This is a genomic window from Cognatishimia coralii (assembly GCF_037478305.1).
In the GTDB taxonomy this organism is placed as follows: Bacteria; Pseudomonadota; Alphaproteobacteria; order Rhodobacterales; family Rhodobacteraceae; genus Cognatishimia; species Cognatishimia coralii.
Genome location: NZ_JBBGAZ010000010.1, coordinates 59,537 through 74,239, shown reverse-complemented (window position 1 = coordinate 74,239; position 14,703 = coordinate 59,537). Strand labels below are relative to the sequence as shown.

Annotated in this window: 14 protein-coding genes; 10 read left to right on the top strand and 4 right to left on the bottom strand. The window is 56.2% G+C overall.

The genetic code is table 11. The annotated features are described in order from the left end of the window. Positions 1 to 139: 139 nt before the first annotated feature. From WG622_RS15300 to preA, 3 genes are all read left to right on the top strand, one after another. Positions 140 to 1,081 (top strand): glucokinase, encoded by a 942-nt coding sequence (locus WG622_RS15300; protein ID WP_339404384.1) that lies wholly within the window; start codon positions 140 to 142, stop codon positions 1,079 to 1,081. A 163-nt stretch (positions 1,082 to 1,244) separates the two neighbouring features. Beyond that, positions 1,245 to 2,564 carry an NAD(P)-dependent oxidoreductase gene (locus tag WG622_RS15295; RefSeq protein WP_339404383.1) on the top strand — a complete coding sequence of 440 codons (1,320 nt, stop codon included), beginning with the start codon at positions 1,245 to 1,247 and terminating at the stop codon, positions 2,562 to 2,564. 18 nt (positions 2,565 to 2,582) lie between these two features. Further along, positions 2,583 to 3,887, top strand: a complete 1,305-nt coding sequence (preA, locus tag WG622_RS15290; protein WP_339404382.1) for an NAD-dependent dihydropyrimidine dehydrogenase subunit PreA — start codon at positions 2,583 to 2,585, stop codon at positions 3,885 to 3,887. Positions 3,888 to 3,946: 59 nt separating this feature from the next. Here the strand turns inward: preA and WG622_RS15285 are convergent, their stop codons facing one another. Both WG622_RS15285 and WG622_RS15280 read right to left on the bottom strand, forming a co-directional pair. After that, on the bottom strand, positions 3,947 to 4,564 hold the full coding sequence (locus WG622_RS15285) for a TetR family transcriptional regulator C-terminal domain-containing protein (protein WP_339404381.1): 618 nt from the start codon (positions 4,562 to 4,564) through the stop codon (positions 3,947 to 3,949). Positions 4,565 to 4,623: 59 nt separating this feature from the next. Then, complete coding sequence (locus WG622_RS15280; RefSeq protein WP_339404380.1) at positions 4,624 to 5,256, bottom strand: TetR family transcriptional regulator C-terminal domain-containing protein; 633 nt, start codon at positions 5,254 to 5,256, stop codon at positions 4,624 to 4,626. 123 nt (positions 5,257 to 5,379) lie between these two features. Between WG622_RS15280 and WG622_RS15275 the strand changes: the two genes are divergently transcribed. Beyond that, a complete protein-coding gene (locus WG622_RS15275; RefSeq protein WP_339404379.1) occupies positions 5,380 to 6,630 on the top strand; it encodes a Zn-dependent hydrolase in 1,251 nt (416 codons plus the stop codon). 44 nt (positions 6,631 to 6,674) lie between these two features. Here the strand turns inward: WG622_RS15275 and WG622_RS15270 are convergent, their stop codons facing one another. After that, entirely contained in the window at positions 6,675 to 7,379 is a 705-nt protein-coding gene (locus WG622_RS15270) for a hypothetical protein (protein WP_339404378.1), read from the bottom strand. A 119-nt stretch (positions 7,380 to 7,498) separates the two neighbouring features. Here WG622_RS15270 and hydA point away from each other — a divergent pair, with 119 nt between their 5' ends. From hydA to WG622_RS15240, 6 genes are read left to right on the top strand one after another with little or no spacing between them, the layout of a single operon-like run. Next, on the top strand, positions 7,499 to 8,953 hold the full coding sequence (gene hydA, locus WG622_RS15265) for a dihydropyrimidinase (RefSeq protein WP_339404377.1): 1,455 nt from the start codon (positions 7,499 to 7,501) through the stop codon (positions 8,951 to 8,953). 24 nt (positions 8,954 to 8,977) lie between these two features. Next, entirely contained in the window at positions 8,978 to 9,784 is an 807-nt protein-coding gene (locus WG622_RS15260) for an ABC transporter ATP-binding protein (RefSeq protein WP_438839175.1), read from the top strand. Then, positions 9,784 to 10,209 carry a GNAT family N-acetyltransferase gene (locus WG622_RS15255; RefSeq protein WP_339404376.1) on the top strand — a complete coding sequence of 142 codons (426 nt, stop codon included), beginning with the start codon at positions 9,784 to 9,786 and terminating at the stop codon, positions 10,207 to 10,209. The genes WG622_RS15260 and WG622_RS15255 overlap by 1 nt, the downstream gene beginning before the upstream one ends. Beyond that, on the top strand, positions 10,206 to 11,066 hold the full coding sequence (locus WG622_RS15250) for an ABC transporter permease (RefSeq protein WP_339404375.1): 861 nt from the start codon (positions 10,206 to 10,208) through the stop codon (positions 11,064 to 11,066). Before WG622_RS15255 ends, WG622_RS15250 begins: the two co-directional genes overlap by 4 nt. Then, positions 11,063 to 11,908, top strand: a complete 846-nt coding sequence (locus WG622_RS15245) for an ABC transporter permease (protein ID WP_209357558.1) — start codon at positions 11,063 to 11,065, stop codon at positions 11,906 to 11,908. The genes WG622_RS15250 and WG622_RS15245 overlap by 4 nt, the downstream gene beginning before the upstream one ends. Before the next feature lie 29 nt (positions 11,909 to 11,937). Continuing rightward, a complete protein-coding gene (locus WG622_RS15240; protein WP_209357557.1) occupies positions 11,938 to 12,918 on the top strand; it encodes an ABC transporter substrate-binding protein in 981 nt (326 codons plus the stop codon). Positions 12,919 to 12,967: 49 nt separating this feature from the next. Here the strand turns inward: WG622_RS15240 and WG622_RS15235 are convergent, their stop codons facing one another. Next, positions 12,968 to 14,563, bottom strand: a complete 1,596-nt coding sequence (locus tag WG622_RS15235) for a tetratricopeptide repeat-containing sulfotransferase family protein (protein WP_339404374.1) — start codon at positions 14,561 to 14,563, stop codon at positions 12,968 to 12,970. Positions 14,564 to 14,703 lie beyond the last annotated feature (140 nt).

Below are 14,703 nucleotides of genomic sequence, written 5' to 3'. Positions count from 1 at the left end.
CAATTCCTATTATTTTAATCGGAAATTGTTTTTTTGAGTCAACGCGACAAGAACCACTTGAACGGATGGGCAAACACTGTTCATAGAGAAAGGGCGTTGTTGAGCGCTAACATTGTCGCAGAGCCCGAAAGTCGCACCTATGTCTTCAAGCCGTTTCTTCCTTGTTGCCGATATCGGAGGCACCAACACCCGCGTCGGATTGGCGGATGAAAACGGCCTGATCGAAGGGTCCACAGAGCGCTATAAAAATGCTGACAGTGGGAGTTTCCAATCCGTGATCGAAGCCTATTTGGCCAAAGCACAGCCAGGGCCGTTGGCCGGCGCATGCGCAGGGGCCGCAGGTCTGGTCGTCGACGGCGTCGCGCATATGACCAACTTGGACTGGAAGATCGACCGGGACGTCATCGCGCGCGTAACAGGAGCCCCGGCAGTGGATGTTATCAACGACTTGCAAGCTCAGGGGTTTGCTCTGGATGAGTTGCCGGCTGGATCGTTGAAAACGCTGAGCAAAGGTACGACTGGGCGTGTCGGGTCTCGGTTGGTGATCGGTCTGGGAACAGGGTTCAATATAGTGCCGGTCCACAAAGACAAAGACCGTCTGATCGTGCCGTCCTGCGAAGCTGGCCACATGACCGCGCCCTACCGATCAGATCTGTCCGACCTCTATGCCAAAATCGAAGCGAAATGCGGCGGCGTCCGCATCGAGTGGCTGCTGGCGGGGCAGGGTTTGCAAAATATATACGAAGCTCATGCAGGCACCCGTTTGCCAGCAGGAGAGGTTATGCGGCTCGTTTCAGAAGGTGATGAGACGGCGAACCTCGCAATGCGCGATTACATGACCGTCTTGGCCGCAGTCACCGGAGATCTTGCGATCACGCATTTGCCCTACGGTGGCATCTATTTCACCGGAGGCGTGTCCCGCGCCGTGACGCCTTACTTTGACAGTCTCGGGTTTGCCACGCAGATGGCGGACAAAGGAGAGTTCAACGACCTGCTAAGTGGGTTCACGGTCACGCTGATTGACGATGACTTTGCGGCCCTTAAAGGCTGCGCGCGCTATCTGAGACAGATTTCGGATTAAAATCATCGATGTCGTGGAAATTTTGGCGTGCTCAAATCTTGAGCGCGCCTTTTTGTTTTTGCCTGTCCGCGTCCCCTTTCGAAAATAGTCGTTGACTAAATAAAAATTTGACCGAATGATAAAAATAATTCCGATCCAGGGAAAACCCAGACAGGAGAGAGTTATGACGAGTCAAATGACGCCGGGTGTTGTGGCCGGTCGATTGGCCAAGGACGTGATCGACGACAACTTCGCCGATCTCCACGCGCCGCTTGACGGCCACGAGGCGATGGTCGCCGCAGATCGCTGCTATTTCTGCCATGATGCGCCCTGTATCACGGCCTGCCCGACGGACATCGATATCCCGTTGTTCATCCGCCAGATAGCCTCCGGCACGCCAGAGGCGGCGGCCAAGACGATCTTGTCCCAGAATATTCTGGGCGGCATGTGCGCGCGGGTTTGCCCGACGGAAACACTCTGTGAACAAGCCTGTGTGCGCGAAGCGGCTGAAGGCAAGCCCGTGAAGATCGGCGAACTCCAGCGCTTTGCGACTGATACGCTGATGGATGCGAATGTGCATCCATTTGAGCGCGCGGCCTCTACGGGCAAAAAAGTGGCGGTCGTCGGAGCGGGGCCTGCGGGATTGTCCTGTGCGCACCGTTTGGCCAGCAAGGGCCATGACGTGGTGATTTTTGACCCGCGTCCGAAAGCAGGCGGCCTGAATGAATATGGCATCGCCACCTACAAATCCGTCGATAATTTTGCCGCAAGAGAAGTCGACTGGCTGCTTCAAATCGGAGGCATCACAGTCGAAAACGGCAAGTCGCTTGGGGAGGGGATGACCCTGAGTGACCTCACCTCCGAGTTCGATGCTGTCTTCCTGGGCATTGGACTTGGCGGTGTGAATGCGCTGCGGTGTGAGGGTGAAGACAAGGATGGCGTTTTGGATGCGGTGGATTTCATCGCGGACCTGCGGCAAGCCTCGGAGTTCGGTTCCGTTGCGATCGGGCGTGATGTCGTTGTGATTGGCGGCGGCATGACCGCTGTTGATGCGGCGGTTCAGGCAAAGCTTCTGGGCGCGCTCAATGTGTCCTTGGTGTATCGTCGTGGCAAAGACCGGATGAACGCCTCTGAGTTCGAACAGGATCTGGCGGCGTCCAAGGGCGTGCGGATCATCACCAATGCTTCGCCTCGTGCTGTGATCGGCAACGGCTCGGTGCGCGAGATTGAGTTCGAGTATACCGATGACGATTTGGCTCCGACGGGGGAGACCTTCCGTCTCGCAGCAGATCAGGTGTTCAAGGCCATTGGTCAGACGCTCGACGGAGACGATCTGCCCGAAGTCGACCGAGGCAAGATCACTGTAACCGGAGCTGGGCGCACCAGCATGTCAGGCGTCTGGGCCGGAGGCGACTGTGCCTCTGGTGGCGAAGACCTCACCGTGACCGCCGTCGCCGAGGGCCGTGATGCGGCCGAAGATATTCATGCCGCACTGTCGGCCTAAGCAGAGGAGATCAGCAAGATGGCCAATCTCGAAAGCGAATTTGTAGGTATCAAATCCCCGAACCCTTTCTGGCTGGCGTCCGCGCCGCCCACGGATAAAGAATACAACGTCCGCCGCGCCTTTGAGGCCGGATGGGGCGGGGTGGTCTGGAAAACGCTGGGGGCTGAGGGGCCTCCGGTGGTGAATGTGAATGGCCCCCGCTATGGCGCGATCCATGGGGCAGATCGGCGGCTGTTGGGGCTGAACAACATCGAGTTGATCACCGACCGCCCACTTGAGGTGAACCTTGAGGAAATGCTGCGGGTGAAACGCGACTATCCGGACCACGCGCTTGTGGCCTCGGTGATGGTGCCCTGCGAAGAGGATGAGTGGAAACGCATTCTGCCGATGATCGCAGAAACCGGATGCGACGGGTTCGAGCTGAACTTCGGCTGCCCGCATGGGATGGCTGAACGTGGCATGGGCTCTGCAGTTGGGCAGGTGCCTGACTATATCGAAATGGTCGCGCGCTGGTGCAAAGAGGCCACCGACCTGCCGGTGATCGTCAAGTTGACGCCCAATATCACGAATATCCTCTATCCCGCCGAAGCGGCCAAACGAGGAGGGGCCGATGCGGTCAGCCTGATCAATACGATCAACTCGATCACCTCGGTGAACCTGGATAGCTTCGCGCCAGAGCCAACGATTGACGGCAAAGGCACACATGGTGGCTATTGCGGCCCGGCGGTGAAGCCTATTGCCTTGAATATGGTGGCAGAGATTGCGCGGAACCCGGAAACGCATGGGTTGCCGATTTCGGGCATTGGCGGTGTCACCACATGGCGAGACGCAGCCGAGTTCATGGCGCTGGGCGCGGGCAATGTTCAGGTCTGCACGGCGGCGATGACCTATGGCTTTAAAATCGTTCAAGAGATGATTTCAGGCCTAAGTCAGTACATGGACGAGAAGCGCATGACCTCGACCGCCGATCTGGTCGGGCGCGCAGTGCCAAATGTCACTGACTGGCAATATCTGAACCTGAACCACGTCACGAAGGCACGGATTAATCAGGACCTCTGTATCTCGTGTGGGCGCTGCTATGCAGCCTGTGAAGATACCAGCCATCAAGCGATTTCGATGTCAGAAGATCGCGTGTTTGACGTCAAAGACGATGAATGCGTGGCCTGCAACCTCTGCGTCAATGTCTGCCCCGTCGACAATTGCATCACCATGGAAACGCTCGCTCCCGGCGCCATGGATGAGCGCACAGGGCAGCCCGTTGAAGCAGAGTATGGCAACTGGTTGGGACACCCTAATAACCCGTCTGTTCAAGCCGCAGAATAGGGTTAACCCCACTTTCCCAACCCTGAGAAAGTCGGCCCTCTTGGGTCGGCTTTCCTATTTTAAGGGGTCAGAAGTTTGACGTAGAGTTGGTCAAGAAAGGCGTCCGCGCTATCGATCTTTCCGTGGCCAGACAGCATATCAATCTGAGATCGGAAATCCGCGTAATGCTGGGTCGTGGCCCAAATGGAATACAGCAGATGTTCAGGATCAACTCGGGCAATTTTCCCTTGATCCATCCATGCCGCTAAAATGCCTGTCGTGCGCGTAAACAACTCTTGCAGGTCGCCAGACAGATGTTCGCCAATCCGAGGCGCACCTTGCAGGATCTCATTCGCAAACAAACGGCTTTCACGTTCCATGTCTTTGGACATCTGCACTTTGCGGGCAACATAGCGGCGAATTTCCTCAAGGGGCTCGCCGTCGGGATCAATCTGGCGCAAGGGCTCGATCCATTGATCCACAAGGCTGCCAAGCAACGTGACAAAGATCTCTTCTTTGCCATCGAAGTAATAGAGGATGTTGGGCTTAGACAGGCCCGCGGCTTCGGCGATCTGATCTAGCGTTGAACCACGATACCCATGCGTCGAAAACACATCCAAGGCCGCTTCCAGAATTTTACTCCGGTTGCGAAGCTGAATGCGGCTTGGTTTCTTAGCTGTCTGCTCGTTCGGCGCCATAGAAAGTCTCTTGTCTCAGTCTTTAGCCTAAGTGAGCTTTGGCGCGGGGTCCAGACGCGTTATTTGACGCCCAAACCCTTTAGAATGATGTTTTTCACATCCGCTTTTGCGGCAGCCCACTGCGCATCCGACAGAGGTTCGCTGCCATTCAGAACCTCGATTTGGTGGCTGAAATCCGCATAGTGCTGGGTTGTGGCCCAAATCATATTCAAGAGAATCTGCGGATCAATCGGGTCCATAAGGCCTTCCTCGATCCAGCCCTGGATCAGCTGAGCCCGCCCTTTCGTCCACTCCATCAAAGTGGTTTCTAAATAATCCTGAATGATTGGAGCGCGGTGCATGACCTCAAAGGCCCACACCTTGGAGCCTGCGGGCTGGCGTCTGCTGATCTCCATCTTTGCGTCGATATAAGCGCCCAATCCCTCTCGAGGACCATCCGCTTCGTCGAAGGCATCCGCAGCTTCAAGCCAGATCTGGAAAATGTTTTCAACCACCTGACGATAAAGCGCTTCTTTGGTTGGGAAGTAATAATGCAGGTTGGCCTTTGGCAGGCCCGCGAGATCCGCGATCAGTTGCATTGTGGCACCGCCATATCCGGCTTCGGCAAAGACTTTTTCTGCTGCTGCCAAAATAAGCGTTTCGCTTTCCTGGCGACGCTCTTTTTTGCTGCTTGCGCGTTTTGCTTGCGCCATGGGTGGTTTCATCCTGAAAAAAATCTTGACCGGTTAGTCAACATATGGTGACCTCTTCTTGACCATATGGTCAGGAACTTTTTCAGACAAGACCATGTTTGATGTTTTCGGTGGAGGGTTAAGATGGCGGTTCCAGGGGAAAACCTGAAGATCAACGGGGATCGGCTGTGGGACAGCTTGATGGAGATGGCCAAGATTGGTCCCGGCATCGCAGGCGGTAACAACCGTCAAACTCTGACCGATGATGATGCGACAGGGCGTGCCCTGTTTCAGGAATGGTGCGAGGCTGCAGGCATGACCATGGGGGTGGACACCATGGGCAATATGTTTGCAACCCGCGCTGGCGAGGATCCAGAGGCGCTGCCGGTTTATGTCGGCTCGCATTTGGATACCCAGCCCACGGGCGGCAAGTATGATGGGGTACTTGGCGTCCTAGGGGGCCTTGAAGCGATCCGCACGATGAATGACCTTGGGATCAAGACGAAACATCCGATTGTTGTGACCAACTGGACCAATGAAGAAGGGACGCGCTTTGCCCCTGCGATGCTGGCGTCCGGCGTCTTTGCGGGCAAACACACGCAGGATTGGGCCTATGACCGCGTTGATGCTGAGGGCAAACGATTTGGTGACGAATTGGCACGCATTGGCTGGGTTGGCGACGAAGAAGTCGGTGCGCGCAAGATGCACGCGATGTTTGAATTGCACATCGAACAGGGGCCGATCCTAGAGGCCGAAAACAAGGATATTGGCGTCGTGACCCACGGACAGGGGCTACGCTGGATCGAATGCACCGTGACTGGCAAGGAAAGCCACACCGGATCGACTCCGATGAGCATGCGCAAGAACGCAGGGCGCGGCCTCGCGTTGATCACCGAGCTTGTGCATGAAATCGCGATGAAGAACCAGCCCAATGCGGTTGGAGCGATCGGGCATATCGACGTCTATCCGAACTCTCGCAACATCATCCCGGGCAAAGTTGTCTTTACCGTCGATATGCGGACGCATCTTTTGGACAAGCTCAACGCGATGGCAGATGAGCTTATGGAGAAAGCGCCAAAGCTTTGTGAAGAGATCGGAGTAGAATTTTCCTGCGAGATCGTCGGTCAATTCAATCCTCCAGCTTTTGACGAAACGCTGGTTGGGTCCATCCGCGACGCTGCTGAACGCCTAGGGTATTCGCATATGGATATCGTCAGCGGCGCTGGGCATGATGCGTGTTGGATCAACGATGTCGCGCCCACGGCAATGATCATGTGTCCCTGTGTCGACGGCCTGTCTCACAATGAGGCCGAAGAAATCTCCAAAGAGTGGGCTGCGGCAGGCACGGATGTCTTGATGCATGCCGTATTAGAGACGGCCGAAATCGTCAGCTGATGCGCAGTGTGGCTGATCATATCGTGTCCGCTTCTGGCCAAAGATCAGCCAGCGCTATTCGCTTCGCGCCAGTCCTTTTCGAATTTCGCAACGATTTCCCAAAGCGAATTGGTGGGGCCGTAGTTCGTATTCGCAAGATTCTGTCGGCGCGAATAACTCCAGATCGTCGCGCTGATTTTCTGGCTTGGGTCACGCACCAAAACGACCTCTTCTTTGAGGGTCATAGAGACAGAAAAGGGCACGATGCACCCAGCGGACTCAAGTCGCGCGGCATAGCGGATCGAGAGGGTCGGCTTGCCTGGCGTGGCCTCCCATTCTTCTTCGGTCAGAAACTTCAGTCCCAGGGCCCCAAGCTTTCGTTTGATATACTCCGAAAACTCTGCGGTAGCCTCACCCTCATCCAGTTTCACCGTGTCAAAATAGACGCCGGGGTGATCAACAAGCGGGCGCAGTTTGGGCGCGAGGTCCAGTTTGTGCAGCGCTTGGGGTTCCGGCGGATGCAGTCCGGCCACAGCCGCATCGGGAATGCCGCTGACACTGGCAACAGATTTCAAAAAGCCAAAGAAGCTGTTTTGGTTCTTACGCGTGAGCTTAAGCAAATGGCGCGAGGCCAATTCGGATTTTGGCAAACAGATCAGGGGATGAGCGCAACTGTCTGGCACCTTGCGCGTTTCCACCAAGAGCCAGTCTTCTGCCGCCGCGATGCGGGGCACCATCAGAGACAAAATCAGCCCCAAAAAACTGGCCATTATCCATCGTCGTGTCATCGATTCCGCCTGCAAAACTCTGTTGAGCGTCACGATGTCAGAAATTTCTTAAATGCCCGTTACCCAGCGCAATTCGCCAACACTTAAGGGAGAGTGTAGCCATGTCGACAGTCATTAAAAACGGCACAATTGTCACCGCAGATCTGACCTATGAGGCCGATGTTCTTATCGAAAACGGAGTGATCACGGAAATCGGTAAGGGCTTGTCTGGAAACGAAGAGTTGGATGCGACAGGCTGTTATGTCATGCCCGGCGGTATTGATCCGCATGTGCATTTGGAAATGCCGTTTATGGGCACCTATTCCAGCGACGATTTTGAATCTGGCACCCGCGCGGGGCTCGCAGGCGGCACCACCATGGTGGTCGATTTCTGCCTGCCAAATCAGGGTGAGAGCCTTCTGGACGCGATCAAACGTTGGGACAATAAATCCACCCGCGCGAACTGCGACTATTCCTTCCACATGGCGGTCACCTGGTGGGGCGAGCAGGTCTTTAACGACATGCAGACCGTGGTTCAGCAGCGCGGCATCAATACGTTCAAACATTTCCTCGCCTATAAAGGCGCGTTGATGGTCAACGATGATGAGCTCTTTGCGTCGTTCAACCGCCTCTCTGAACTTGGCGCCATCGCCATGGTCCACGCCGAAAACGGAGATGTGGTCGCGGAACTCACCGCAATGCTTATCGCCGAAGGCAATACCGGCCCCGAAGGCCACGCCTATTCGCGCCCCAGCCAGGTCGAAGGCGAGGCCACAAACCGCGCCATTATGATCGCCGATATGGCGGGTGTGCCGCTCTATGTGGTGCATACGTCCTGCGAAGAGGCCCATGAAGCGATCCGCCGTGCGCGTCAGCAAGGCAAGCGCGTCTGGGGTGAACCTCTGATCCAGCACCTGACCTTGGATGAGCGGGAATATTTCGTTGATGATTGGGACCATGCCGCGCGCCGTGTGATGTCGCCTCCGTTCCGGGATGCGCGTCATCAGGAATCGCTTTGGGCGGGCTTGCAGTCGGGGTCCCTCAGTGTGGTGGCCACAGATCACTGCGCCTTTACGACCGAGCAGAAACGCTATGGTGTCGGTGATTTCTCCAAGATCCCGAATGGTACCGGAGGCCTTGAAGACCGGATGCCGATGCTATGGACGCACGGCGTTGCGACAGGTCGTCTGACACCGAATGAATTTGTGGCTGTGACGTCGACCAATATCGCCAAGATCCTGAATTGTTATCCGAAGAAGGGTGCGGTTCTGGTGGGTGCCGATGCAGACCTCGTGGTCTGGGATCCTGAGAAAGAGAAGACAATCACGGCGGGCAATCAACAGTCTGCGATCGACTACAACGTCTTTGAGGGCAAGCACGTCAAAGGCCTGCCACGCTATACTCTGACACGCGGACAAGTCGCTGTTGCGGACGGAGAAATTAAGACGCAAGAGGGTCATGGCAAGTTCGTGTCTCGCGACGCAAATGGCACCGTGAACAAAGCCCTTTCGACCTGGAAAGATCTGACTGCGCCGCGTCCTGTGCGGCGCACGGGTATTCCGGCCACCGGGGTATAGAACGACAGCCCAAAGGGCGAAAACATGCTCGCGAAATCTGCGACAGGGGGAACTATGACAGATGCCGTGATCCGCGCCCAGGCGCTGGACCTGACATTTGAGACCAACGACGGCCCAGTGCACGCGCTGAAGAACGTGGATCTTGAAATCAACAAGGGCGACTTCGTGTCGTTCATTGGCCCTTCAGGCTGTGGCAAAACCACCTTCCTGCGCTGCGTGGCGGCGCTGGAGACTCCGACGGGCGGGTCGCTGACTGTGAACGGGATGAGCCCTGACGAGGCACGCCGTGCGCGGGCGTATGGGTATGTCTTTCAAGCGGCAGGCCTTTACCCCTGGCGCACGATTGCTGGCAATATCAAACTGCCCTTGGAAATCATGGGCATGGACAAGGCCGAGCAAGAGCGTCGCGTGAAAGAGGTGCTCGAGCTGGTCGAATTGGAAGACTTCGGCAAGAAATTCCCGTGGCAGCTCTCGGGTGGTATGCAGCAGCGGGCCTCGATTGCGCGGTCGCTGAGTTTCGATGCGGATATCCTGCTTATGGATGAACCCTTCGGCGCTTTGGATGAAATCGTGCGCGATCACCTGAATGAACAGCTTTTGGCGCTTTGGAAGCGCACCGGGAAAACCATAGGGTTTGTGACCCACTCGATCCCAGAGGCGGTATACCTCTCGACCAAGATCGTCGTGATGTCTCCACGTCCGGGTCGGATCACCGATGTCATCGAAAGCACTCTGCCCAAAGACCGGCCGCTGGATATCCGCGACAGCAAGGAATTCATCGAGATCGCGCATCGCGTCCGCGACGGTCTTCGTGCAGGACATGAGGTGTGATGATGGAGGTCCGCCGTCCCACTCAGGAAGATGTGCCAGCGATTGCGGCGATCATAAACGCGTGGATTGATGAGACGCCGTGGATGGATCGTGACGTGCCCCCCGAAGAGATCGAGGCCATGATCGGCAAGGGTATGCCCCAACGCGAAATGTGGGTTTTAGGTGATCCCGTCGAGGCCTATCTGTCTTGCGAGGCAGAGGCCAATCACATCTGGGGCTTTTACTGCGCCACGCCGGGGCAGGGGCACGGCAAGCGGCTGATGAACAAAGTGAAAGAGGGCCGCGATTTCTTGAGCCTGAACACCCATGTGCCCAACTCAGGTGCGCAACGGTTCTACAAGCGCGAAGGCTTTAAGCCGGTCAAAGAATTCGACCCCGATCCCCCCTCGACCATCCGCGAATTGCGCATGGAGTGGACGCGATGAGATCCATTGTTCCCGTCCTCACCATGATCGCGGCGCTGATTGCCATCTGGTATGGCTCGGCTGTGGCGTTGAATTCCGCTTGGGCGTTGGACAAGGCCAAGCGGGCCGATGTGACCCTTTCGACATCCGAACTGATTGCAGACACTTGGAGCCAAGAAAAGCCGCGCTTGCCAGCGCCGCATCAGGTTGGGGCGGAAATCTGGAAGACGACCGTCGAAAAGAAAATCACCAGCAAACGCTCGCTGATTTACCACAGCTGGATCACCATGCAGGCCACGTTGCTGGGCTTTGGTCTGGGAACCCTGCTGGGTTTCGCTTTGGCTGTTGGCATTGTCTATAGCGGCGTGATGGATCGCACGGTGATGCCTTGGGTCATTGCCAGTCAAACCATCCCGATCCTTGCCATTGCGCCAATGATCATTGTGGTTCTCAATTCCATCGGGATATCGGGGCTGCTGCCCAAGGCGATCATCTCGATGTATCTGTCCTTCTTCCCAATCGTTGTCGGCATGGTCAAAGGTCTGCGCAGCCCCGATGCCATGCAGCTTGATCAGATGAAAACCTGGAGCGCCAGCGGCACGCAGGAATTCTGGAAGCTGCGCCTGCCGTCCTCGATGCCCTACCTCTTTACCTCGATGAAGATCGGCATGGCCGCGAGCCTTGTCGGCGCCATCGTCGGAGAGCTGCCCACGGGTGCCGTCGCAGGCCTCGGCGCGCGCCTCTTGGCTGGGTCTTACTATGGGCAAACCATTCAGATCTGGTCAGCTCTTCTGATGGCCGCAGCGCTTGCGGCCTCGATGGTCGGCATCATCGGTCTGCTGCAAAAGGTCTCTTTGAAAAGGATGGGCATGGCATGATGTGGCTTCTTTTCGGAGTGATCGCTTGGGTCGCGGGATGGCTTTTGAACGTGCGCCTCTCGCGTCTGCCCAACAAAGGGATCTATGCACTGCTGCCACCCGCTGTTTTCGGGGCTACGCTGCTCTTTGTGTGGGAGTGCCTCGTGCATGGGTTCGACATTTCACCCGTGCTGCTACCTGCACCCAGCGTGATTGCCGTGACCTTTGCGAGCTCACTCGACATCCTCTGGGTCGACTTTGTGCAAACCGTCGTGAAAGGCGCGCTGAGCGGGTATATTATCGGCTGTGGCTCGGCCTTCCTTCTGGCGATCTTGGTAGACCGCTATGACTTTCTGAAACGTGGCCTCTTGCCCATCGGTAACTTTATGGCAGCCCTGCCGATCATCGGCATCGCGCCAATCCTCGTGATGTGGTTCGGCTTTGACTGGCAGTCCAAATCCGCGGTGGTTGTGGTCATGGTCTTCTTCCCGATGCTCGTGAACACTGTACAGGGCCTGCAGGAAAGCTCAGCCATGCAGCGCGACCTCATGCGGACGTACGCCGCGGGCCACCTAACCACACTTCTGAAACTGCGCCTGCCGATGGCCATGCCGTTCATTTTCAATGGCCTCAAAATCGGCACTACCTTGGCGCTGATCGGGGCCATCGTTGCCGAGTTCTTCGGCTCTCCCATCAAAGGCATGGGATTTAGAATTTCCACCAGCGTCGGGCAGCTCGCCCTTGACCTTGTGTGGGCAGAGATTGTCGTCGCCGCTCTTGCGGGCTCGGCATTTTATGGAGGGGTTGCCCTTGTCGAGAAGGCCGTGACCTTCTGGCACCCGTCCCAAAGAAAAAAACAATAGCACCCAGTAAATCCAACCAGGAGACTACGATGAAAAAGACTCTCACAGCTTTCGCCCTCGCGGCACTTGCGTCCACAGCGCAGGCGGCTGACGATTTTACATTGCAATTGAAATGGGTCACGCAGGCCCAGTTCGCGGGCTATTATGTGGCCTTGGACAAGGGTTTTTATGACGAAGAAGACCTGAACGTCACGATCAACGCCGGCGGTCCAGACATCGCGCCAACACAGGTTCTGGCGGGCGGCGGTGCTGACGTCACTGTCGAATGGATGCCAGCCGCGCTAGCCGCGCGCGAAAAAGGCCTGCCGATGGTCAATATCGCGCAGCCGTTCAAATCCTCGGGTATGATGCTGACCTGCCGCAAGGATCAGGGCGTGTCCACAACCGCTGACTTCCCAGGCAAGACCCTTGGCGTCTGGTTCTTTGGCAACGAATTCCCCTTCCTGAGCTGGATGAGCCAGCTCGGCATCTCCACCGATGGCGGTGCGGACGGTGTGACGGTTCTGAAGCAGGGCTTTAACGTCGATCCAATCCTGCAAGGCCAAGCGGCTTGTGTGTCTACCATGACCTACAATGAATACTGGCAGGTGATTGACGCAGGTCTGACCCCAGAAGAACTCGTCGTGTTCAAATACGAAGACAATGGCGTGGCAACACTGGAAGACGGCCTCTATGTGCTGGAAGACAAACTGTCTGACCCGGCCGAAGTCGACAAGCTGGTCCGCTTTGTGCGCGCGTCCATGAAGGGCTGGAAATACGCCGAAGAGAACCCTGATGAGGCGGCAGAGATCGTTCTGGACAATGATGCGACCGGTGCACAAACCGAAAAGCACCAGAAACGCATGATGGGTGAAATCGCCAAGCTGACTGCGGGCAGCAATGGTGCTCTGGACCCAGCGGACTATGAGCGCACAGTCGCGTCCTTGCTGGCCGGCGGTTCTGACCCTGTGATCACCAAGGCGCCAGAAGGTGCTTGGACCCACGCGATCACAGATGCGGCGCTGAACTAAGCCAAACACAATACGTTAGATCAGGGGGGCTTCGGCCCCCTTTTCTGGGTCACTGAGGCGAAAGCAATCCTGTCGAAATCAGCATCTGCTTCAGAGGCGCAAGTTGCGCCTCGTAGCGTCTCCACCCCTCGTCACTGCCTTGATAAATGGGTTTTCGCACCTGCGCCGCGCTCGCCGTCAAAGCATGGCTATTTGCCGTCTCTGGGTGCAGCCAGTCTTCCGACCAAGTCAGGCCCGTGAACTCTGCCATTCTTTGCGTGGTGTCTTTTGGGTTCGCAATTAAATCCGCGTAGTTGATGTCGAGCACCTGCGCAGGGCAGACGCCTTTCCAAAATGTCATCAGTTCGCGATGCAGAACCATGAACCGAGCAATGTCCTCCATCGAGTTTGAGAAGCCATTCTCCAGCCCTGCGAAAAGATGCCTGTAAAGAGACCAAGCAACGGCCATCGGATCGCGGTTCAGGTGAATGATGCGTGCCTCTGGCAGGGCTGCACAGATGTAGCCGATCCATCTGAAATTCAAAGGCATCTTGTCGATAATGATCTGACCCGTTGGAGCGTGTTTCTCCATACCTTCGAGGATTTCTGACCGTAAGTCCTGCAAGATCTGAGGCGTTATCGCACTGATCTCTCGATCTATGAAGCGTTGCAAAAGTCCACTTGCCGCGCGTTCTACCACCGACAGTTCCCCACAGGCCGTGGTTCTTGGATCCTGCGACACGATCCGCTCAACCAAAGTCGTACCGCTGCGAGGCAGCCCCGTCACAAAGATCGGGCCCCCAAGTGCGTCTGTCGGAGCTGGCAATTGGCTGTTCGCAAAAATGTTTTTGCCTAGCGCATAGCGTAGAGCATCTTTTTTGAAATCGTATGGCGTTGCGCTCTGCGCCAAACGTTTGGCCTCTTTCAGGTGCGAAAAGGCGACATTACTGTCCCCTAGATCATCAAACGCCTTAAAGAGGGCCATACGGAGAGGGGCTGCATTCGTGTCATTTGGCGCGTAGGCGTCAACAAGCTCTAGCATCTGAGACACGTGAAGGTTGCCCGCCTCGTATGTTTGAGCGTTGGCGAAATTCCAATGGACGGTAGGCGACTGGGGCGCGAGTTTCACGGCTTTTTGGGTCAGGTCATACTCCGTGTCCTGATCCCCAGTCGCGCGGGCCAAGATCGCAAGATTCGTCAAAGAGTCGGCTGTCTCGGGCATGTCTTCAAAGACACGCTTCGCCTCTTGAAACCGGCCAAGATCGCGCAACGCGATGCCCCTAATTAGTTGTGCCTCGTCAAGGTCGGGTCGGTTTGAAAGCAACGTTTCAACCGTTTCTAGGGCTTCAGATGGTGCACCATTTTGCAAATGAAGATGCGCAAGAGCGGTTCCGATTTCCGGCACCTCGGGTGCCATTCTAAAAGCCAGGGCCAAATGCGCTTGTGACTTAGACCAGATTTGTTTTGCCTGCGCATCTTTCGCGTCTTGCAACAGGCTCTTGACGGCCTTGGATTTCAGACCTTTTAACCCAGCTTGCGCACGACGGTTCTTTGGGAATTGAGACAGCACACCTTGGTAGAGATCAAAAGCAGTTTCCCAGTCCTGTTGGCTCTCGGCACTCCGCGCATATTTCAAGGCTTTTTCTGTAGAAAGGAGTGTGGCCATGTTGTCCCGTTAAGTCAGAAAATCCGATGGATTACCCGCATGTTTGACACGTCCCAATAGTTTCAGCAATCCGGAGGTCAATCGAGTTTTGGGGATTGCAGCCTCGAATTGACGTCCAGGGCGCGCTCGAAAGCACACCC

What these genes read in the sequence shown, in the direction of transcription:
- WG622_RS15250 (WP_339404375.1), top strand. Translation starts at nt 10,206, where the DNA reads ATGAGATCCATTGTTCCCGTCCTCACCATGATCGCGGCGCTGATTGCC.
- WG622_RS15255 (WP_339404376.1), top strand. Translation starts at nt 9,784, where the DNA reads ATGATGGAGGTCCGCCGTCCCACTCAGGAAGATGTGCCAGCGATTGCG.
- WG622_RS15270 (WP_339404378.1), bottom strand. Translation starts at nt 7,379, where the DNA reads ATGGCCAGTTTTTTGGGGCTGATTTTGTCTCTGATGGTGCCCCGCATC.
- WG622_RS15275 (WP_339404379.1), top strand. Translation starts at nt 5,380, where the DNA reads ATGGCGGTTCCAGGGGAAAACCTGAAGATCAACGGGGATCGGCTGTGG.
- WG622_RS15300 (WP_339404384.1), top strand. Translation starts at nt 140, where the DNA reads ATGTCTTCAAGCCGTTTCTTCCTTGTTGCCGATATCGGAGGCACCAAC.
- WG622_RS15285 (WP_339404381.1), bottom strand. Translation starts at nt 4,564, where the DNA reads ATGGCGCCGAACGAGCAGACAGCTAAGAAACCAAGCCGCATTCAGCTT.
- hydA (WP_339404377.1), top strand. Translation starts at nt 7,499, where the DNA reads ATGTCGACAGTCATTAAAAACGGCACAATTGTCACCGCAGATCTGACC.
- WG622_RS15280 (WP_339404380.1), bottom strand. Translation starts at nt 5,256, where the DNA reads ATGGCGCAAGCAAAACGCGCAAGCAGCAAAAAAGAGCGTCGCCAGGAA.
- WG622_RS15295 (WP_339404383.1), top strand. Translation starts at nt 1,245, where the DNA reads ATGACGAGTCAAATGACGCCGGGTGTTGTGGCCGGTCGATTGGCCAAG.
- preA (WP_339404382.1), top strand. Translation starts at nt 2,583, where the DNA reads ATGGCCAATCTCGAAAGCGAATTTGTAGGTATCAAATCCCCGAACCCT.
- WG622_RS15245 (WP_209357558.1), top strand. Translation starts at nt 11,063, where the DNA reads ATGATGTGGCTTCTTTTCGGAGTGATCGCTTGGGTCGCGGGATGGCTT.
- WG622_RS15240 (WP_209357557.1), top strand. Translation starts at nt 11,938, where the DNA reads ATGAAAAAGACTCTCACAGCTTTCGCCCTCGCGGCACTTGCGTCCACA.
- WG622_RS15235 (WP_339404374.1), bottom strand. Translation starts at nt 14,563, where the DNA reads ATGGCCACACTCCTTTCTACAGAAAAAGCCTTGAAATATGCGCGGAGT.
- WG622_RS15260 (WP_438839175.1), top strand. Translation starts at nt 8,978, where the DNA reads ATGCTCGCGAAATCTGCGACAGGGGGAACTATGACAGATGCCGTGATC.